Raw genomic sequence first — 19,306 nt, 5'->3', positions numbered from 1 at the left:
ATGACACTGAACCGCAGGACGGCGCTGATCGCCGCGACGGCGGCCGCATGCTCGCTGCTCGCCGGCTGTGGCGCCGCCGACATGACCAAGCAGGCCTCGCCGTTCGCGAACGCCGGGGGCTCGAAGTCCGTGACCCTGTCCGTGCAGTCCTGGGTGGGCGCCCAGGCCAACGTGGCCGTGGCGCAGTACATCCTGGAGCACAGGCTCGGCTACCGCGTCGACACCGTCCAGGTCGACGAGGTGCCCGCCTGGGACGCGCTCAGCCAGGGCCGGGTCGACGCGATCCTGGAGGACTGGGGCCACCCGGACCAGGAGAAGCGGTACGTCGAGGACAAGAAGACGATCACGCGCGCCGGTGGCCTCGGGGTGACCGGGCACATCGGCTGGTTCGTGCCGACGTACCTGGCCAAGCAGCACCCGGACATCACCGACTGGAAGAACCTGAACAAGTACGCCTCCCTGTTCCGCACGGCGGAGAGCGGCGGCAAGGGCCAGCTGATGGACGGCTCGCCGTCGTACGTCACCAACGACAAGGCGCTGGTGAACAACCTGAAGCTGAACTACCAGGTGGTCTTCGCGGGTTCGGAGGCGGCGCAGATCACGCAGATGAGGCAGTTCGCGAAGGAGAAGAAGCCCTTCCTGACGTACTGGTACGCGCCACAGTGGCTGTTCAAGAAGGTCCCCATGACGGAGGTGCAGCTGCCGCCGTACAAGGAGGGCTGCGACGCGGACCCGGCGAAGGTCGCCTGCGCGTACCCGCACACACCGCTGCAGAAGTATCTCAACGCCGACTTCGCGAAGAAGGGCGGCGCCGCGGCGCGGTTCCTGAAGAGGTTCAGGTGGACGACCGAGGACCAGAACGAGGTCGCCCTGATGATCGCCGATCAGAAGCTGAGTCCGGACGAGGCGGCGAAGAAGTGGGTGGACAGCCACGAGTCCACGTGGAAGGCGTGGCTGGCTGGGTAGTGCGACGCCGGGTGCCCCGCAGCCGCGGGGCACCCGGCCTTCACAGACCCACGTCGCGGCCGACGGCGTGCGGCATCGCGGCCGGCCTGCACGCGGTCCTTCAGCTACCCGTGGGCACGGAGGCGTCGGTGGTCAGGGCGGCCACCTGGCAGGGCCTGTCGGTCCAAGGCCTGTCCCGCCACCGCCACCCGTCCGCCACCACCGGCCCACTGGACGCCCTGGTCGTGGGCTACGGAACACCGCCGGACCACGCCTGGGCGGGAACGCTGGAGGCGTTGTGCCGGGTACTGCCGTGACCAGCGGCGGTTCCCGTCACGCCTCCCGAACCGGCGCCTCCCCGAACCGGGCCAGCGCCAGCGCACCCGCGACCGCCACCGCGAACCCCAGGACGGCCAGCCAGCTCAGCCCCTCCCGCGTGCGGTCGCCCAGCCACACGACGCCCACCGCGGCCGGCCCCACCGTCTCGCCGACCACCATGCCCGCCGTCGCGACCGTCACCGAACCCCGCTCCAGCGCCGTCGTCAGCAGCACGAACGCCGCCCCGCCGCCCACCACCAGGGCATACGTCGCCGGATTGGCGAGCAGCCCCCACGGCGCCAGCGAGTCGATCAGCCGCACCGCCACCTCGACCACTCCGAACCCGAACCCGGCGCCCAGCCCCAGCACCAGCGAACGCCCCCGCCCCGGCAACCGCCCCCCGGCCAGCCCGAGCGCCAGCACGCACACCGCCGCCGCCAGCAGCGCGTACCGGAGCCCGGCCGACCCGCCCCGGTCGCCCTCCGCCCCGGACGCCAGCCCCAGCATGGCCAGCCCCGCGCACACCACCGCCACCGCGCCCCACTCGCTCCCGGTCAGCCGTACCCGCAGCAGCCGCGCCGCGACCACCGCCGTCACCGCCAGGCTGGACGCGAGTGCCGCGCCCACCGCGTAGATCGGGATCGACCGCAGCGCCGCGATCTGGAACAGGAACCCGAGCCCGTCCAGCGCGAGCCCCGCGAGATACCGCCACTGCCGCACCGACCGCAGCAGCAGCGCCGCGTCCCCGCCACCGCCCGTGCCCGCCGCCCGCGCCGCGACCGCCTGCAACACCGTCGCCGTACCGAAACAGACCGCCGCGCCGAGCGCGCACACCATTCCCACTAGCACAGAGCGACTGTAGGAGACATCCCGCGGACAGGGGGAGGCGGGAACGCCACGACGGCGGTCTCTAGTCTGATAGCCGCACAGTCTCACCGACAGCTCAACGAATTCTCACTCGACGGGGGATCAACGAACATGGCGGACACACGCCGGCGACTGCGCTCGGGTACCGTCGTCCTCGGCGGCATGGGACTCCTCGCCGCCGCCCTCACCGCCTGCTCCTCGGACCCGGACAAGCGCTGCGTCGACCGGGACAGCTACACCCTCGGCAAGGGCTACAAGGTCGTCTCCGACAAGAACTGCACGTCCACCAAGACGTCCGTGAACGGTGGCTGGTACTACGGCGGCAAGAAGAAGGGCGGCTTCGTCACGGGCGGTTCCTTCACCAAGTCCCGCAAGGGATCCGGCGGCTCCGGAAGCCACGGCGGCGTCGACCGCGGCGGCTTCGGCAGCGGTCACGGCAAGTCCGGCGGCTGAGCCGCCGTGGAACGCCGTACGACCCGGCCCCGTCCCGGCTGGCAGCAGACCGTCGAGGCACAGGGCCTAATCTACCCCCTCACCCGCTACCCGGACGACTCGCTGCGCCCCTACTGGGACGAGAGCGCCTACTACGTCTTCACGCTCGACGAGGTGGAGGTCCTCGAAGAGGTCGTCGAGGAGCTGCACGGCATGTGCCTGGCCGCCGCCGGGCACATCGTCGCCACGGACCGCTTCGCCGACCTCGGCATCACCGACCCGCGGGTGGCCGCCGCGGTCGCCGAGGCCTGGCACCGCCGCGCCGAACTCCCCTCCGTGTACGGCCGGTTCGACCTGCGCCACGACGGCACGGGCCCGGCGAAGCTCCTGGAGTACAACGCCGACACGCCCACCTCGCTCGTGGAGGCGGCGAGCGCCCAGTGGTTCTGGATGCAGGACCGCTTCCCCGGCGCCGACCAGTGGAACTCCCTGCACGAACGCCTCGTCGCCGCCTGGAAGAGGCAGGCCACGCTGCTCCCGCCCGGTGGCCCGCTGTACTTCGCGCACTCCGCCGACGACGAACTCGGCGAGGACCTGATGACGGTCGCCTATCTGAAGGAGACCGCCGACCAGGCCGGTCTCGACACCGACTGGATCTCCATGGAGGAGATCGGCTGGGACCCGCTCTCCGAGCGCTTCGTCGACAACCGGCTCCGCTTCATCCGCAGCTGCTTCAAGCTGTACCCCTGGGAATGGCTCACCACCGACCGCTTCGGCGGCCACGTCCTCGACACCCTCGACAACGGCGGCGGCACCGGCAGCACCCTGTGGATCGAGCCCGCCTGGAAGATGCTGCTCAGCAACAAGGCCCTGCTCGCGATCCTCTGGGAGCTGTACCCCGGCCACCCGAACCTGCTCCCGGCCCACCTGGACGGCCCCCGGGAGCTGGCCCGCACCGCGGGCTACGTCGCCAAGCCGCTCCTCGGCCGCGAGGGCGAGGGCGTCACGGTCCACGCGCCGGGCGCCACGCCCGTCGTGCGGGAGGAGCCCTGCTGCTACCAGGAACTGGCGCCCCTGCCCTCCTTCGACGGCAACCACGTCGTCCTCGGCGCCTGGGTCGTCGAGGACGAGGCGGCGGGCCTCGGCATCCGCGAGTCGTCGGGCCTGGTCACCGACGAGTACGCGCGTTTCCTGCCGCACGTGATCCTCTAGACGCGGTCTCTCGGACGCCGAGCACCGCCCGCAGCCGGCCCGCAGCCGGGCCGACCCCTTCCGGCCGCAGGCGGGCGTGTGCCCCTTGCCCGTCGTCGCTCGCATGATGGACACGGGAACGGACGGCGCCGCGACGCCCGGTAGGCTGATCGACGGGCCGTGACTGGCGCGCTGGGATGGGACCGACCATCGGGGAGCGGCCCGGATGCGAGCGAGTGCCGTGCGCCTGGGCCAACCGTGAACCGTGAACGCTTCAAGCCACGCCGCCCGGAGGCCGACATGACAGAGCAGCAGTCCCTCTCCACCGAGTCCACCGCCTTCCGCGCCGCCCTCGACGTGATCCGCGCGGTCGAGCCCCGGGTCGCAGACGCCATCGGTCAGGAGGTCGCCGACCAGCGCGAGATGCTCAAGCTGATCGCCTCCGAGAACTACGCCTCCCCGGCCACCCTGCTGGCGATGGGCAACTGGTTCAGCGACAAGTACGCCGAGGGCACCGTCGGCCGCCGCTTCTACGCCGGCTGCCGCAACGTGGACACCGTCGAGTCGCTGGCCGCCGAGCACGCGCGCGAGCTGTTCGGCGCCCGCCACGCCTACGTCCAGCCGCACTCCGGCATCGACGCCAACCTCGTCGCCTTCTGGGCCGTCCTCGCCCAGCGCGTCGAGACCCCGGCCCTGGAGAAGGCGGGCGTCCGCCAGGTCAACGAGCTCTCCGAGGAGGACTGGGCCGAGCTGCGCCGCGCCTTCGGCAACCAGCGCATGCTCGGCATGTCCCTGGACGCGGGCGGCCACCTCACCCACGGCTTCCGCCCGAACATCTCCGGCAAGATGTTCGACCAGCGCTCCTACGGCACCGACCCGGCCACGGGTCTCATCGACTACGACGCCCTGCGCGCCCAGGCCCGCGAGTTCAAGCCCCTGATCATCGTCGCCGGCTACTCCGCCTACCCGCGCCTGGTCAACTTCCGGATCATGCGCGAGATCGCCGACGAGGTCGGCGCCACGCTCATGGTCGACATGGCCCACTTCGCGGGCCTGGTCGCGGGCAAGGTCCTCACCGGCGACTTCGACCCGGTCCCGCACGCCCAGATCGTGACCACCACCACCCACAAGTCGCTGCGCGGCCCGCGCGGCGGCATGGTCCTGTGCGACGACTCCCTCAAGGACCAGGTCGACCGCGGCTGCCCGATGGTCCTCGGCGGCCCGCTCCCGCACGTGATGGCCGCGAAGGCGGTGGCGCTCGCCGAGGCCCGGCAGCCCGGCTTCCAGGACTACGCCCAGCGGATCGTGGACAACTCCCGGGCGCTGGCCGAGGGCCTGATGCGCCGCGGTGCCACGCTGGTGACCGGCGGCACCGACAACCACCTGAACCTGATCGACGTGGCCACCTCCTACGGCCTCACCGGCCGCCAGGCCGAGGCCGCCCTGCTGGAGTCGGGCGTCGTCACCAACCGCAACGCCATCCCGGCCGACCCGAACGGCGCCTGGTACACCTCCGGCATCCGCATCGGCACGCCCGCGCTCACCACCCGTGGCCTGGGCACGGCGGAGATGGACGAGGTGGCGGGCCTGATCGACCGGGTCCTCACCACCACCGAGCCGGGCACCACCAAGTCCGGTGCCCCGTCCAAGGCGGCCCACGTCCTGGACGAGAAGGTCGCCCAGGAGATCGCCCAGCGGGCGACGGACCTGGTGGCGGGCTTCCCGCTGTACCCGGAGATCGACCTGGGCTGACCGCCGCCGGTCACCCGAGCTCGCCGAGATCGATGAGCTCCTGCCGCGGCGGCTCGGCCACGCGCCGAGCCGCCGCGCGCCGGCGTACGGCCACCGTGCCGCCGGCACCCAGCGCCAGCCCGGCCCCGAGCCCCACGGCCGCCCAGCGCAGGTCGTCCGGAAGACCACCTCCGGGCGCGGCGGGCCCGGCGCCCAAGAGCCCGTCCCGCTCCAACCGCCCGAAGACGTCCTTCGGCACCCGCCGCCACCGGATGTCGTCGTCGGCCACGTCCGGCGCCGGGTCCGACCGCACCCAGGGCGTCCCGTCCGCCGCCAGGAACACCTGGTCCTGCCGCTCGATGGCCACGTCGCCCCCGGGTGCCCGCCGCGTGTAGGGCCACCCCCCGATCCCGGTCAGTGCCCACACCACCGTGGCCCGCGCCCGCGGATACCGCCCCCGCTGCCACGCCTCGGGCACCCGCTCCGTCCGCGTCTCCGTCGGCGCCAGCAACTGCCACAGCAGCGCGAACCGCCGGTCACCCGAGCGTAAGGTCGTCGTGCGGCCCGAATCGCCCGCCACGACCAGCGCGAGATCGGGTATGTCCCTGCTCATGGCCCGCGCCTGCGCCGCCGGGCCGCCCAGCGCCACCACCGCGGCCAGCACCGTCGTCACCAGTGCCCCCACCAGCCCGCCGAGCCCGCGCACGCCACCCCCTCGGTTGTCATGTTCTTTGTTACACCGTCGCAGAAAGATCGGATCAGAGCTGTTCCCGGTCAGTTCCAGCCCGGCCCCCCGGACCTGAGAGAATGGTGAACATGGCCTCTGACAGTCCTCGCGTGCTCTCCGGTATCCAGCCCACCGCGGGCTCGTTCCACCTCGGCAACTACCTCGGCGCCGTCCGTCAGTGGGTGGCCCTGCAGGAGACCCACGACGCGTTCTACATGGTCGTCGACCTGCACGCGATCACCGTCCCGCAGGACCCGGAGGACCTGCGCGCCAACACCCGTCTGGCCGCCGCCCAGCTGCTCGCGGCCGGGCTCGACCCGGAGCGGTGCACGCTCTTCGTCCAGAGCCACGTCCCCGAGCACGCCCAGCTCGCCTGGATCATGAACTGCCTCACCGGCTTCGGCGAGGCCAGCCGCATGACCCAGTTCAAGGACAAGTCCGCCAAGCAGGGCGCCGACCGCGCCAGCGTCGGCCTGTTCACCTACCCGATCCTCCAGGTCGCCGACATCCTGCTGTACCAGGCGAACGAGGTCCCGGTCGGCGAGGACCAACGCCAGCACGTCGAGCTGACCCGCGACCTCGCCACGCGCTTCAACGGCCGCTTCGGCGAGACCTTCACGATCCCCAAGCCGTACATCCTGAAGGAGACGGCCAAGATCTACGACCTGCAGGACCCGTCCATCAAGATGAGCAAGTCGGCGTCCACGCCGAAGGGCCTGATCAACCTGCTGGACGAGCCGAAGACCACCGCGAAGAAGGTCAAGAGCGCGGTCACGGACACGGACACCGTGATCCGCTACGACGTGGAGCAGAAGCCCGGCGTCAGCAACCTGCTGACGATCTACTCGACCCTCACCGGAACCCCGATCGCGGTCCTCGAGCAGCAGTACGAGGGCAAGGGCTATGGCGCCCTGAAGACGGACCTCGCCGAGGTCATGGTCGAGTTCGTGACGCCGTTCAGGGAGCGCACCCAGCAGTATCTGGACGACCCCGAGTCCCTCGACTCGATCCTGGCCAAGGGCGCGGAGAAGGCCCGCGCCGTCGCCGCGGAGACGCTGGCGCAGGCCTACGACAAGGTGGGCTTCCTGCCCGCCAAGCACTGACGGCCGGGACCGGCGCCGACCGGCGCACGGACGCGCCACGGCCAAGAGCGCTGTACATCACTGCGGTTGCGCCTGCCCACCGGGCGGTCGTGGCCGTACAGTCGATAGCCGGACGGCTGTGCACGAATCCGACACGACGACCGACACGACGACAGGGAGACGACGTGGGGACCGTAACGATCGGTGTGTCGATCGCGGTCCCGGAGCCTCACGGCAGCGAGCTCCAGGAGCTGCGCGCGGGCTTCGGCGACGCCGCGGCGCGTTGCATTCCCACACATGTCACCCTGCTGCCGCCGACGGAGGTGGACTCCGCGGATCTGCCCGCGGTCGAGGCGCACCTCGTCGACGTCGCGGCGGCCGGGCGCCCTTTCCCGATGCGGCTGGCCGGCACGGGCACGTTCCGGCCCCTGTCGCCGGTGGTGTACGTGAAGGTCGTCGAGGGCGCCGAGGCGTGCTCCCGGCTGCAGCGGCAGGTCCGGGACCCCGCCGGGCCGGTGGCGCGCGAGCTGCTGTTCCCCTACCACCCGCATGTCACGGTGGCGCACGGCATCGACGACGCGGCGATGGACCGGGCGTACGAGGAGCTCGCGGACTACGCGGCCGAGTGGTCCTGCACGGGCTTCGCGCTGTACGAGCAGGGCGCGGACGGCGTCTGGCGCAAGCTGCGGGAGTTCCCCTTCGGCAGCGCGGTCGTACCGCCGCAGGCGGCCGCCCCGGCCGAGAACGCCACCCTGCCGACCCTCTAGGGGGTGCCTGCCCCGGGGGCCGTCCGAGACCCTAGAGGGGCAGCCCCGGGGCCGTCCGAGACCCTAGACGGGCAGCCGCCGGAACAGCGGTCGCGGAAGGTGCCGCAGGACGGCCATGACCAGGCGCAGGACGCCGGGGACCCACACCACCTCCGAGCGTCTGCGCAGCCCCAGCTCGATCGCCGTGGCGACCTCCTCCGGCGTGGTGGAGAGCGGCTCCGGTTCCGTGGCCGCCGTGCCGCTCGTACGGACGTGCGCGGGGCGTACGACCATGACGTGCGCGCCCGTGCCGTACAGCGCGTCGCCCAGGCCCTGCGCGAACACGTCGAGCCCCGCCTTGCTGGAGCCGTACAGGAAGTCCCGGCGGCGGGCGCGCTCCCCGGCGGCCGACGACAGCACCACCATCGAGCCATGGCCCTGCGCCTGAAGGGCCCGGGCGCACACCAGCCCCGCCGTGACCGCGCCCGTGTAGTTGGTCCGGGCGACGCGCGCCGCGGCCACCGGGTCGCGTTCGTCGGTCGCCTGGTCGCCGAGCACGCCGAAGGCGAGCAGCACCAGGTCGATCTCTCCCTCCGCGAACACCTTGCCGAGCGCGGCCTCGTGCGCTTCGGGATCAAGGGCGTCGAAGGCGACGGTGCGGGTGTCGGCGCCGAGCGCCCGCAGATGCCCGGCGGCGGCCTCCAGGCCGGGGGAGGGCCGCCCCGCCAGCCATACGGTACGGGTGCGGCGGGCGACCAGGCGGCGGGCGGTGGCCAGGGCGATCTCCGACGTGCCGCCCAGGATCAGCAGGGACTGGGGCAGGCGGTGGGCGTCCTTCGCGGCAGACATGACCGCGACCGTATCGCGATGAAACAGGCATAACCTTCTCATATCTCTCCTCTGTGCGGCTCCTCACTGAAATGGGCGATGCGGGGAAGCCGGATACAGACCGGAGTACCGGGGTACAGACCGGGTTCACGCGGGGAGGGACGGATCATGGACTGGCTGAAAAGACTCCCCGGCATCGGGCCACTGGTCACGCGACTGATGGCCACGCACGCCTGGCGCTCCTATGAACGCCTGGACCGCGTGAAGTGGACCCGGCTCGCCGCCGCGATGACGTTCGTCAGCTTCGTGGCGCTCTTCCCGCTGCTCACCGTCGCCGCCGCGATCGGCGCCGCGACGCTCAGCCAGGCCCAGCAGAACACCGTGCAGAAGAAGATCGCCGAGCAGTTCCCGGGCATCTCCAGCCAGCTCGACATCCACGGCCTGGTGCAGAATGCCGGTACCGTCGGCGTGATCGCCGGGGCCGTGCTGCTGTTCACCGGCATCGGCTGGGTGGGCCAGATGCGGGACTGCCTGCGCGCGGTGTGGGAGCTGCCGGACGACACCGCGAACCCCCTGGTGCGCACGCTCAAAGACGGGCTGGTGCTGGTCGGTCTCGGCGGCGCGGTCGTCGTCACCCTCGCCACGTCCACCGTCGCCACCGCGCTGGTCGACTGGATGGCCGGGCAGCTCGGCCTCGACCGGGGCGGCTGGGGCAGTGTCCTGCTGCGGATCGCCGCCTTCGCCGTCTCCGTCCTCGCCGACTTCCTCGTCCTGCTCTACGTCCTCACCCTGCTGCCCGGCGTGGAGCCGCGGCGGCGCCGTCTTCTCGTCGCCGCGCTGATCGGCGCGGTCGGCTTCGAACTGCTCAAACTGCTGCTCAGCGGGTACATCCAGGGCGTCGCCGGAAAGAGCATGTACGGCGCCTTCGGCGTGCCCGTCGCGCTGCTGCTGTGGATCAACTTCACCTCCAAGCTCGTGCTGTTCTGCGCCGCCTGGACGGCGACGCAGAGCAAGGAGGAGGAGGCGGAACAGGTCAGGGACGCGTCCGGCGACGTACCAGATCGGGCAGCGGCCAGCGGCGGTTCACCAGGAACGCCCCCGCGCCCAGCAGCACCAGAAGGCCGGCCGTGATGGCGAGTGCCACGCCCACCCCGCTGGAGCCGCCCTCCCGCACCGAGGCCGCCACCGGCTTGCCGGGCCCGCCGGCCGCGGCGGCGGGGGACGGCGTCCCGCTGGGGTCCGTGCCCGTGGCCGCGCTCTTCGGCGCGACCAGCTCGCCCACCGGCGTCACCTTGCCGGCGGCGCCGAAGCCCCAGTCGAGCAGCCGGGCGGCCTCCTTGTAGACCTCGTTGTGGTCGTGCTTCTCCGGGTTCATGACCGTCACGAGCAGCACCTTGCCGTTGCGCTCGGCGACCCCCGTGAAGGTCGCGCCCGCGTTGGTGGTGTTGCCGTTCTTCACGCCCGCGATGCCCCGGTAGGGGGTCATGTCGTAGTCGCCGGCCAGCAGCCGGTTGGTGTTCTGGATCTCGAACGACCCGCGGGACTTCTTGCCGCCCTTCTGGGTGGTCTCGTCCGGGAAGGTGGCCCGCACCGTCGAGCAGTAGTCGCGGAAGTCCTTCTTCTGAAGTCCGGAGCGGGCGATCAGGGTGAGGTCGTACGCCGACGACACCTGCCCCTGGGCGTCGTAGCCGTCCGGGCTGACCACGTGCGTGTCGAGCGCCTGCAGCTCCTCGGCGTGCGCCTGCATGTCCTGCACGGTTTGCGGGACACCGCCGTTCATCGCCGACAGCGCGTGCACGGCGTCGTTGCCGGAGCGCAGGAACACGCCGAGCCACAGGTCGTGGACGGTGTAGGTCTCGCCCTCCTTTATCCCGACCAGGCTGGATCCGGTGCCCATGCCGGCCAGATCGGAGGGGAGCACCTTGTGCGTCTCGCTCGCCGGGAACTTCGGCAGCACGGTGTCCGCGAACAGCATCTTCAGGGTGCTCGCCGGGGGCAGCCGCCAGTGCGCGTTGTGGGCGGCGAGGATGTCACCGGACTCGGCGTCGGCGACGATCCAGGAGCGCGCGGTGACGTCCTTCGGCAACACCGGGGCACCGCTGCCCAGGTTCACCTGGGTGCCCGGCTTGCCGAGCTGCTCGCCGCCGACGGTCGACATCACGGCCGGAGGGGCGGCCGAGGGCGACGCCGCCGGGGTCTTCGGGGCCGCGAACGCCGTCGCGGGTGCGGCGAGCGAGAGGGACAGCACGACGGCGGAGGCGACCGGCAGGCGACGCCCGACGATCTTCTTCAAGGCGGACACGACCGCGAAGGTACCGGGCGCCGACGGGGAAGTCCCGCCCCATCCCGGCCGTTGCCGCGCACCCGCGGCCGAGTGCCCGCCCGCGACCCGCGATACTGAAGGTATGAAGCTCAGCCGCCCCGTCTCCTGGTTCCTGCTCGCCTTCGGGGTGTGGAGCTGGGTCATCTGGATCACTTTCGTCAAGAACCTCTGGAAGGACGGCAGCGGACTCGCGTTCGACGACGCGGGGAATCCGACGGCGTACTTCTGGGTGCACCTGACGCTCGCCGTCGTCTCCTTTGTCCTTGGGACTGTCATCGGCGTCATTGGGTTGCGCGGACTGCGCGCGCTGCGGCGAACGTCATAGCGGACGGGGACAACACCGTGGTCGTCGTCCTCGCGTTGGTCGCGCTCGCCGTCCTCGCCGCGCTCGTCGCCCTGCACTGGTACGCGTGGCGCCGGCTGGTCCGCGATACGACCCGCGGTCCGGGCCCGGCCCGCCGCACCGGCACGGCGGTGCTCGTCGCCGGACCGGTACTGATGGTCGCGGCCCTGGTCGCCGAGCGCGCCGGGGCCCCGTTCTGGCTGCAACGCGTCCTCGGCTGGCCCGGCTTCCTGTGGATGGCGCTGACGCTGTACCTGCTGCTGGCGCTGGTGGCGGGGGAGTTGGTACGACCGCTGGTGTGGCGCCTGGTGGAACGCGGGGCGCGAGCGGAGGAGAAGGTACCGCTACCGGCAGCGGTGCCGGCGGGACCGGCGCCCGCGGAGCCGGCGCCCGCGGAGCCGGGACCCGCGCCGCCACAGGAACGGTCCGCCCCGTCCCGGCGCCTGTTCGTCTCCCGGGCCGTCGGTGGAGCGGTGGCCGCGGCCGCGGTCGGCACGGTGGGCTACGGCACCTACGGCGTCCTGCGCGGCCCCGCCGTGCAGCGGGTCACGGTGCCGCTGGCCAAACTCCCGCGCGCGGCGCACGGCTTCCGGATCGCGGTGGTGAGCGACATCCACCTGGGCCCCGTGCTGGGCAGGGGCTTCGCGCAGAAGGTCGTGGACACGATCAACTCGACCCAGCCCGACCTCATCGCGGTCGTCGGCGACCTGGTCGACGGCAGCGTCAAGGACCTGGGCCCGGCGGCGGCCCCGCTGTCCCGGCTGAAGGCCCGTCACGGCAGCTACTTCGTCACGGGCAACCACGAGTACTACTCGGGCGCGGACCAGTGGGTGGAGGAGGTGCGCCGGCTGGGCCTGCACCCCCTGGAGAACGCCCGCACGGAACTGCCCGCGTTCGACCTGGCCGGGGTCAACGACCTGGCGGGCGAGAGCGAGGGCGAGGGCCCCGACTTCACCAAGGCGCTCGGCGACCGCGACACCTCACGCGCGGTGGTCCTCCTGGCCCACCAGCCGCTGCAGATCCACGAAGCGGTCAGGCACCACGTGGACCTCCAGCTCTCCGGCCACACCCACGGCGGCCAGCTCTGGCCGGGCAACTTCGTCGCGGCCGCGGCCAACCCCACGGTCGCCGGTCTGGACCGCTACGGCGACACCCAGCTGTACGTGTCCCGGGGAGCGGGGGCATGGGGACCACCGACACGGGTGGGCGCCCCGTCGGACATCACGGTCATCCAACTGGCCTCCCACCAGGCCTGAGCCTTGGCCGAAACCTGACGGAAACAACCCCTGGGTAAGTTCTCTCTCATCTTCAACTAATGCCTCTTCCCCCACTTGAAACACTGTGATTAGGTGACCCTCACCACAGGGGAGTGGTATGCGCTGAGGGCCTGGGGAGGGGCGCCGATGCGATCGGTTCGCATGCGGATTCTCGCGGCTTTGCTGGTGTTGGCAGGTGCGGGAGTGGGCGGGTGGCAGTTGCTGCCGGCCAAGGAGAACACCAACAGGACCATCACGGTCGGGACGACGGACGCCGTCACGTCGCTCGATCCGGCGGGGGCCTATGACGCCGGATCGTGGGCGTTGTTCAGCAGCGTTTTCCAGTCACTGCTGACCTTCGAACCGGACGGCGTGGAACCGGTGCCGGACGCCGCCCAGAGCTGCGCATTCGTGGGCACGGACCTGAAGACGTACCGCTGCACCCTGCGCAAGGACGTCACGTTCCCCAGTGGGCGCGCCATGACCGCCGAAGACGTCAAGTACTCCTTCGACCGGGTCAAGCGCATCAACTCCGACGTCGGTCCCGCGACGCTGCTCGACACCCTGCGCTCGGTGGAGGCGAGCGGGCTGACCGTGACCTTCCACCTGTCCACCCCGGACGCGACCTTCCCGTTCAAGGTGGCCACCGGCGCGGGCTCCATCGTCGACCGCACCAAGTACCCGCAGGACAAGCTGCGCTCCGACAACGGTGTCGACGGGACCGGGCCGTACACCCTGACGTCGTACACGAAGGACAAGAAGGCCCACCTCGCCCCGAACGGGCACTACAAGGGCGACGTCAAGGAGACCGGCCGGCCCATCGAGCTGCGGTACTACGCCGACCCCGGCGCCCTGGAGAAGGCGTGGAAGGCGAAGGACGTCGATGTCGCCACCCGCCAGCTACCGCCCTCCGTGCTGGCCAACCTCTCGCCGAGCGACCCGGGCCAGCGCGTCACCGAGGCCGACAGCGCGGAGATCCGCAACCTCGTCCTCGACACCTCCGCCGGCTCACCGCTGCACGACCGGCGTGTCCGTCAGGCCATCGCCGCGGTCATCAACCGCGAGGAACTCGTCAGCACCGTCTACGCGGGGACGACGGACCCGCTGTACTCGCTGATTCCGGCGGGCATCACGGGGCACACCACGTCGTTCTTCGACGCCTACCCCAAGCCCGACACCAAGAAGGCCCGCGCCCTGCTCACCGCCGCGGGCGTGAGCGTGCCCGTCCACTTCACCTACGGCTACGCGCAGGGCCGTGGCGCCGCCGCCGAGGAGGCCGCCGACCTCAAGCGGCAACTGGAGGCGACCGGGCTGTTCACGGTGGACGTCAAGGGCTACGAGTGGACCGACTTCCAGGAGCGGTACGCGAGCGGCAAGCTCGACGCGTACGCCGTCGGCTGGGTCGCCGACTTCCCCGATCCCGACACCTTCACGGCCCCGCTCGTCGGCACCGGCAACAGCATGAAGAACGGTTACAGCAACAAGCAGGTCGACGGTCTGATCCTGGACAGCCAGCGCTACTCCGACCGCAGCCGGACCGCCGACGACTTCCAGCACATCCAGCAGATCGTGGCGCAGGACGTCCCGCTGATCCCGCTGTGGCAGCGCAAGGAGTACGTGGTCAGCAGCGAGGACGTCGGCGGCGGCCAGTACCTGTCGGACGGCACGGGCGTCTTCCGCCTCTGGCGGCTGAACTGGATCTGAGCCAACGCCACATGCGGTCTTCCCACCGCCACATGTGGTCTCCCCACCGTCACATGTGATCTTCCTGGCGCCCCCGGCTTCTGCGCTCGGGGGCGTCTCGGGCATGATGACCGGGCTCATTTCGTCTTGTCGTATCTTCGCGGGGCTCCCCGCAACCGGTCCCAGGAGCAGTCCTTGAGCGAACAGCCGCAGCAGCCCGGTCCCTACGGTTACGGGTACCCGAACCAGCCCCCGGGCCCGCACCCCGGGTATCCGCAGTACGGGTATGCGCCTGGCGCCGTGCCGCCCGGGATGTACACCGGCGACCCCAACGCCCCGTACGGCTACGACCCTTATGGCCGCCCCTACTCCGACAAGTCGAAGGTCGTCGCCGGCGTGCTGCAGTTCGTCCTCGGCACCTTCGGCGTCGGGCGCTTCTACATCGGCGACGTCGGGCTGGGCCTCGCCCAGCTCTTCACCTGCGGCGGCCTCGGTATCTGGGCGCTGATCGACGGCATCATCCTGCTGACGGGCAGCAACCAGACCGACTCCCAGGGCCGCGTCCTGCGCGGCTGAGGATCCGGTGTCTCCCCAGTCCGTACTACGGCATCCGGCGGCGGCTCCCCTGGCGGTACTCGTCGCCGGGGCGGCCGGGGCCGGCTATCTGTACGTCACCGATCCGCACGAGCCCGGTCACGTGCTGCCCCAGTGCCCGTTCCGGCTCCTCACGGGCCTGCTCTGTCCCGCCTGCGGCGGCACCCGCATGGTGTACGACCTGATGCACGGTCACTACACCGAGGCGTGGCTGGACAACAGGGCGCTGCTGCTCGCCTCGCCGTACGCCCTCGCCCTGCTGGGCCGTTGGGTGGCCGAAGGGCTGCGCGGTCGGCGCTGGCAACCCCGACTGAACACACGGGCACAGGTGCTGGTCCTGGGGCTGGCGGTGGCGTGGACCGTGGTCCGTAACGCCTTCTAGCAAGGGGGAGTTGAGCGACGTCGGCTCGATGTGACCGCTGCCTGTCCGGATTTGATCACGGAACAGGAACAATCATTCACACCCTCTCCCGCTCTTGCGCTCTCTTTACCTAAGCTCCCAGCTCGCAGGGGGGACGACGACAGAAGACCTCCGACCGGATCCCGGTCGGCTCTCTCATTCCATCTTCGCCGCGGGATCCCTCCTGGCCTCATTCCGGAGTTAACCATTCCGGTTCTCCGTGATCCGCTACGGCACTTCCAGGAGCAGTTCCATGACCGTCCCCACCCCCGAGGCTCCCTACGGCGTCGACCCGCAGGGCCGCCCGTACTCCGACAAATCCAAGATCGTCGCGGGCATCCTGCAGATCTTCCTGGGCAGCCTCGGCATCGGCCGCTTCTACGTCGGCTCGGTCGGCGTGGGCATCGCCCAGCTGCTCACCTGCGGCGGATTCGGCATCTGGGCGCTGATCGACGGCATCCTGTTCCTGACGAGCAACGACCGCACGGACAAGCAGGGGCGGGTGCTGCGAGGCTGAGGCGGCGGGGCCCTACTGGGCCTTCTGCTGGCCGGCCTTCAGGATCTCGGCGACGTCCAGAGTGACTTCGGCGCCGATGGAGTCGGGGAGGGTCACGGTCTCGCCGGGGGCGTACGGACGATGGTTCTCGTACGTGTTCCCGGTGGGGTCCGTGAGGACGTGAAGGCGCTGGTGCTTGCGGTCCACGACGACGTAGACGGGCACCTTGGCCTCGGCGTAGGCGGCGACCTTGGTCTTCAGGTCGTTCTTCCAGTTGCTGGACGTGACCTCGAGGACGAGGCGGAAGCACACCGGGTCGTAGCAGTTGTTCTCGACGAAGTGGTCGTCGATGTCCGCGTCCACCACCACGAGGTCGGGGATGGCGTAGTCCTCGGTGTCGGTGGGCAGCCAGAGGCCGACGTTCTGGAGGACCTCGGTTTCGCCGCCGTGCAGGCCGGCGGCGATGAACGGGATCATGAGGCCGGTCAGGGCTCGCGCGTGGGGAGCATCCGGGGACGGGGTCACGAGGAGATGGCCTCCGATGATCTCGACGCGGTAGCCCGGATGGCGCTCCATGATCTCGTCGGCGATGGTCGTGAGGCTGACCGGCTCTTCGTGGCCGAAGGGCTGCTCGACGGATGCTGCGGACATCAGGTGCCTCCCGTGGGCGGGTGTCGAGAGCATCATCGTAGGCCGGGCGACGCCCGTGCGTCCTTCGCAGCCACGTTCACCCGATGGTGTGGCATATGCCCGAGGGCCCCGTATCCAGCGGAAACGGGGCCCTCGGTGACATACGGCGAGGAGACGTCAGAGGCGGCGGGTGATCAGCGCCCGCTTCACCTCCTGGATCGCCTTGGTGACCTCGATGCCGCGCGGGCACGCGTCCGTGCAGTTGAACGTCGTGCGGCAGCGCCACACGCCGTCCTTGTCGTTCAGGATCTCCAGCCGCTGCTCGCCGGCCTCGTCACGCGAGTCGAAGATGAAGCGGTGCGCGTTGACGATGGCCGCCGGGCCGAAGTACTGGCCGTCGTTCCAGAACACCGGGCAGGAGGTCGTGCAGGCCGCGCACAGGATGCACTTCGTCGTGTCGTCGAAGCGCTCGCGGTCCTCGGCCGACTGCAGACGCTCGCGCGTCGGCTCGTTCGTCTCCTTGGTGATCAGGAACGGCATCACGTCCCGGTACGCCTGGAAGAACGGCTCCATGTCCACGACCAGGTCCTTCAGGACCGTCAGGCCCTTTATGGGCTCGACCGTGATCGGCTTCTCGGGGTTGATGTCCTTGATCAGCGTCTTGCACGCCAAACGGTTCTTGCCGTTGATCCGCATGGCGTCCGAGCCGCAGATGCCGTGCGCGCAGGAGCGGCGGAAGGTCAGCGACCCGTCCAGGTCCCACTTGATCTTGTGCAGACCGTCCAGGACGCGTTCCTTGGGGTCGATCTCCAGCTGGAAGTCCTGCCACGTCGCCTCGGAGGAGATCTCCGGGTTGTAGCGGCGGACGCGGAAGGTGACCGTGATGTAGGGGGACGCTGCCGAGCCCGAAGCGCTCGCCTCGGCCTTGTCCAGAACAGGGGTAGCCATCAGTACTTACGCTCCATCGGCTGGTAGCGGGTCTGGACGACCGGCTTGTAGTCGAGACGGATGGACTCGGTGCCGTCGTCGCCCACCTCGCGGTACGCCATTGTGTGGCGCATGAAGTTGACGTCGTCGCGGTTCGGGTAGTCCTCGCGGTAGTGTCCGCCGCGGGACTCCTTGCGGGCCAGGGCGGACACCGCCATGACCTCGGCGAGGTCGAGCAGGTTGCCCAGCTCGATGGCCTCCAGCAGGTCCGTGTTGAACCGCTTGCCCTTGTCCTGGATCGCCACGTTCTTGTAGCGCTCCCTGAGCTCGGCGATCTTCTCGACCGCCGTCTTGATCGTCTGCTCGGTGCGGAACACCATGACGTTCGCGTCCATGGTCTCCTGCAGCTCACGGCGCAGTTCCGCCACGCGCTCGTTGCCCGTGGAGTTGCGCAGCCGCTCGATCTGCGCGACGACGAACTCCTCGGGGTTCTCCGGCAGCTCGACGAAGTCCGCCGTCTGGGAGTACTCGGCGGCGGCGATGCCCGCCCGCTTGCCGAACACGTTGATGTCCAGCAGCGAGTTCGTGCCGAGGCGGTTGGCGCCGTGCACGGACACACAGGCGACCTCGCCGGCCGCGTACAGGCCGGGGACGACCGTGGTGTTGTCCGCGAGGACCTCGCCCTGGACGTTCGTCGGGATACCGCCCATCGCGTAGTGCGCGGTCGGCTGGATCGGGATCGGGTCCGTGTACGGCTCGATGCCGAGGTACGTACGGGCGAACTCGGTGATGTCGGGCAGCTTGGCGTCCAGCTGCTCCGGCGGCAGGTGGGTGAGGTCCAGGAAGACGTGGTCGCCCTCGGGACCGCAGCCGCGGCCCTCGCGGATCTCCGTGTAGATCGAGCGGGACACGACGTCACGGGACGCCAGGTCCTTCATCACCGGCGCGTACTTCTCCATGAAGCGCTCGCCGTCCTTGTTGCGGAGGATGCCGCCCTCGCCACGCGCACCCTCGGTCAGGAGGATGCCCATGCGCCAGATGCCGGTCGGGTGGAACTGGAAGAACTCCATGTCCTCCAGCGGGATGCCCCGCCGGTACACCGCCGCCTGACCGTCACCGGTCAGCGTGTGCGCGTTCGACGTCACCTTGAAGAACTTGCCGCAGCCGCCGGAGGCGTAGATCACGGCCTTCGCCTGGAAGATGTGGATCTCGCCGGTCGCCAGCTCGTACGCCACCACACCGGCCGAGCGCTTGACGCCGTCGACCTCGATGATCAGCTGGTCCAGGACGTAGAACTCGTTGAAGAACTCCACGCCCTCCTTCACGCAGTTCTGGTACAGCGTCTGGAGGATCATGTGGCCGGTGCGGTCGGCCGCGTAGCAGGAACGGCGGACCGGGGCCTCGCCGTGGTTGCGGCTGTGACCGCCGAAGCGGCGCTGGTCGATGGTGCCGTTCGGGGTGCGGTTGAACGGCAGGCCCATCTTCTCCAGGTCGAGGACGGAGTCGATGGCCTCCTTCGCCAGGATCTCGGCGGCGTCCTGGTCGACCAGGTAGTCACCGCCCTTGACCGTGTCGAAGGTGTGCCACTCCCAGTTGTCCTCCTCCACGTTCGCGAGCGCGGCGGCCATACCGCCCTGCGCGGCGCCCGTGTGGGAGCGGGTGGGGTAGAGCTTGGTCAGCACGGCGGTGCGGCTGCGCTTCGTCGACTCGATGGCGGCGCGCATACCGGCGCCACCGGCGCCGACGATGACGGTGTCGTACTTGTGGATCTTCATGATTCTCGCAGC

Annotated in this window: 20 protein-coding genes, 1 pseudogene and 1 riboswitch; of the genes and pseudogenes, 14 read left to right on the top strand and 7 right to left on the bottom strand. The window is 70.4% G+C overall.

Annotated features, from left to right (window positions below; genetic code table 11):
• Both ACZ7L1_RS06610 and ACZ7L1_RS06605 read left to right on the top strand, forming a co-directional pair.
• Window positions 1-966, top strand: coding sequence for an ABC transporter substrate-binding protein (locus ACZ7L1_RS06610; protein WP_471434762.1), 966 nt, complete (start codon window positions 1-3; stop codon window positions 964-966).
• A gap of 71 nt (window positions 967-1,037) precedes the next feature.
• Window positions 1,038-1,262 (top strand): annotated as a pseudogene (locus tag ACZ7L1_RS06605) (PLP-dependent aminotransferase family protein); the annotation flags it as partial.
• A gap of 16 nt (window positions 1,263-1,278) precedes the next feature.
• On the opposite strand, the gene ACZ7L1_RS06600 reads toward ACZ7L1_RS06605, so the two are convergent.
• Entirely contained in the window at window positions 1,279-2,100 is an 822-nt protein-coding gene (locus ACZ7L1_RS06600; protein ID WP_471434877.1) for a DMT family protein, read from the bottom strand.
• Window positions 2,101-2,241: 141 nt separating this feature from the next.
• Between ACZ7L1_RS06600 and ACZ7L1_RS06595 the strand changes: the two genes are divergently transcribed.
• The 3 genes from ACZ7L1_RS06595 to ACZ7L1_RS06585 all read left to right on the top strand — a co-directional run bounded on the left by ACZ7L1_RS06595 (window position 2,242) and on the right by ACZ7L1_RS06585 (window position 5,505).
• Complete coding sequence (locus tag ACZ7L1_RS06595; protein WP_471434760.1) at window positions 2,242-2,583, top strand: hypothetical protein; 342 nt, start codon at window positions 2,242-2,244, stop codon at window positions 2,581-2,583.
• Between the two features lie 6 nt (window positions 2,584-2,589).
• A complete protein-coding gene (locus ACZ7L1_RS06590; RefSeq protein ID WP_471434758.1) occupies window positions 2,590-3,774 on the top strand; it encodes a glutathionylspermidine synthase family protein in 1,185 nt (394 codons plus the stop codon).
• A gap of 149 nt (window positions 3,775-3,923) precedes the next feature.
• Window positions 3,924-4,013, top strand: a riboswitch (ZMP/ZTP riboswitch).
• Between the two features lie 40 nt (window positions 4,014-4,053).
• Window positions 4,054-5,505, top strand: a complete 1,452-nt coding sequence (locus ACZ7L1_RS06585; protein ID WP_471434756.1) for a glycine hydroxymethyltransferase — start codon at window positions 4,054-4,056, stop codon at window positions 5,503-5,505.
• A 10-nt stretch (window positions 5,506-5,515) separates the two neighbouring features.
• On the opposite strand, the gene ACZ7L1_RS06580 is transcribed toward ACZ7L1_RS06585, so the two are convergent.
• Complete coding sequence (locus tag ACZ7L1_RS06580; protein WP_471434754.1) at window positions 5,516-6,190, bottom strand: hypothetical protein; 675 nt, start codon at window positions 6,188-6,190, stop codon at window positions 5,516-5,518.
• Window positions 6,191-6,300: 110 nt separating this feature from the next.
• On the opposite strand from ACZ7L1_RS06580, the gene trpS reads away from it, so the two are divergent.
• On the top strand, window positions 6,301-7,314 hold the full coding sequence (gene trpS, locus ACZ7L1_RS06575; protein WP_471434752.1) for a tryptophan--tRNA ligase: 1,014 nt from the start codon (window positions 6,301-6,303) through the stop codon (window positions 7,312-7,314).
• A gap of 164 nt (window positions 7,315-7,478) precedes the next feature.
• Entirely contained in the window at window positions 7,479-8,060 is a 582-nt protein-coding gene (locus tag ACZ7L1_RS06570; RefSeq protein WP_471434750.1) for a 2'-5' RNA ligase family protein, read from the top strand.
• Window positions 8,061-8,123: 63 nt separating this feature from the next.
• Here the strand turns inward: ACZ7L1_RS06570 and ACZ7L1_RS06565 are convergent, their stop codons facing one another.
• Complete coding sequence (locus ACZ7L1_RS06565) at window positions 8,124-8,888, bottom strand: SDR family NAD(P)-dependent oxidoreductase (protein WP_471434748.1); 765 nt, start codon at window positions 8,886-8,888, stop codon at window positions 8,124-8,126.
• Window positions 8,889-9,035: 147 nt separating this feature from the next.
• Between ACZ7L1_RS06565 and ACZ7L1_RS06560 the strand changes: the two genes are divergently transcribed.
• A complete protein-coding gene (locus ACZ7L1_RS06560; protein ID WP_471434747.1) occupies window positions 9,036-9,998 on the top strand; it encodes a YihY/virulence factor BrkB family protein in 963 nt (320 codons plus the stop codon).
• Here the strand turns inward: ACZ7L1_RS06560 and ACZ7L1_RS06555 are convergent.
• Window positions 9,901-11,169, bottom strand: a complete 1,269-nt coding sequence (locus tag ACZ7L1_RS06555; RefSeq protein ID WP_471434745.1) for a D-alanyl-D-alanine carboxypeptidase family protein — start codon at window positions 11,167-11,169, stop codon at window positions 9,901-9,903. The genes ACZ7L1_RS06560 and ACZ7L1_RS06555 overlap by 98 nt on opposite strands.
• Before the next feature lie 103 nt (window positions 11,170-11,272).
• Here ACZ7L1_RS06555 and ACZ7L1_RS06550 point away from each other — a divergent pair, with 103 nt between their 5' ends.
• From ACZ7L1_RS06550 to ACZ7L1_RS06525, 6 genes are all read left to right on the top strand, one after another.
• A complete protein-coding gene (locus ACZ7L1_RS06550) occupies window positions 11,273-11,515 on the top strand; it encodes an SCO4848 family membrane protein (protein WP_103837560.1) in 243 nt (80 codons plus the stop codon).
• A 17-nt stretch (window positions 11,516-11,532) separates the two neighbouring features.
• On the top strand, window positions 11,533-12,789 hold the full coding sequence (locus tag ACZ7L1_RS06545) for a metallophosphoesterase (protein WP_471434743.1): 1,257 nt from the start codon (window positions 11,533-11,535) through the stop codon (window positions 12,787-12,789).
• 147 nt (window positions 12,790-12,936) lie between these two features.
• Window positions 12,937-14,493, top strand: coding sequence for an ABC transporter substrate-binding protein (locus ACZ7L1_RS06540; RefSeq protein ID WP_471434741.1), 1,557 nt, complete (start codon window positions 12,937-12,939; stop codon window positions 14,491-14,493).
• A 174-nt stretch (window positions 14,494-14,667) separates the two neighbouring features.
• Entirely contained in the window at window positions 14,668-15,048 is a 381-nt protein-coding gene (locus ACZ7L1_RS06535; protein WP_471434739.1) for a TM2 domain-containing protein, read from the top strand.
• 7 nt (window positions 15,049-15,055) lie between these two features.
• Entirely contained in the window at window positions 15,056-15,448 is a 393-nt protein-coding gene (locus tag ACZ7L1_RS06530) for a DUF2752 domain-containing protein (protein ID WP_471434737.1), read from the top strand.
• 271 nt (window positions 15,449-15,719) lie between these two features.
• Window positions 15,720-15,983 (top strand): TM2 domain-containing protein, encoded by a 264-nt coding sequence (locus ACZ7L1_RS06525; protein WP_471434735.1) that lies wholly within the window; start codon window positions 15,720-15,722, stop codon window positions 15,981-15,983.
• A gap of 12 nt (window positions 15,984-15,995) precedes the next feature.
• Here the strand turns inward: ACZ7L1_RS06525 and ACZ7L1_RS06520 are convergent, their stop codons facing one another.
• From ACZ7L1_RS06520 to sdhA, 3 genes are all read right to left on the bottom strand, one after another.
• Window positions 15,996-16,613 carry a Uma2 family endonuclease gene (locus tag ACZ7L1_RS06520; RefSeq protein WP_471434733.1) on the bottom strand — a complete coding sequence of 206 codons (618 nt, stop codon included), beginning with the start codon at window positions 16,611-16,613 and terminating at the stop codon, window positions 15,996-15,998.
• 156 nt (window positions 16,614-16,769) lie between these two features.
• The gene (locus ACZ7L1_RS06515; protein ID WP_471434731.1) at window positions 16,770-17,540 is read right to left on the bottom strand and encodes a succinate dehydrogenase iron-sulfur subunit; all 771 of its coding nucleotides are present in this window, start codon (window positions 17,538-17,540) and stop codon (window positions 16,770-16,772) included.
• Window positions 17,540-19,294 carry a succinate dehydrogenase flavoprotein subunit gene (gene sdhA, locus ACZ7L1_RS06510; RefSeq protein WP_471434729.1) on the bottom strand — a complete coding sequence of 585 codons (1,755 nt, stop codon included), beginning with the start codon at window positions 19,292-19,294 and terminating at the stop codon, window positions 17,540-17,542. The genes ACZ7L1_RS06515 and sdhA overlap by 1 nt, the downstream gene beginning before the upstream one ends.
• Between the last annotated feature and the right edge of the window lie 12 nt (window positions 19,295-19,306).

It is taken from the genome of Streptomyces sp. NPDC107546, from assembly GCF_055639175.1.
The sequence above is the reverse complement of the archived record's forward strand: the minus strand, read 5'-3'. Positions and strand labels throughout refer to the sequence as shown.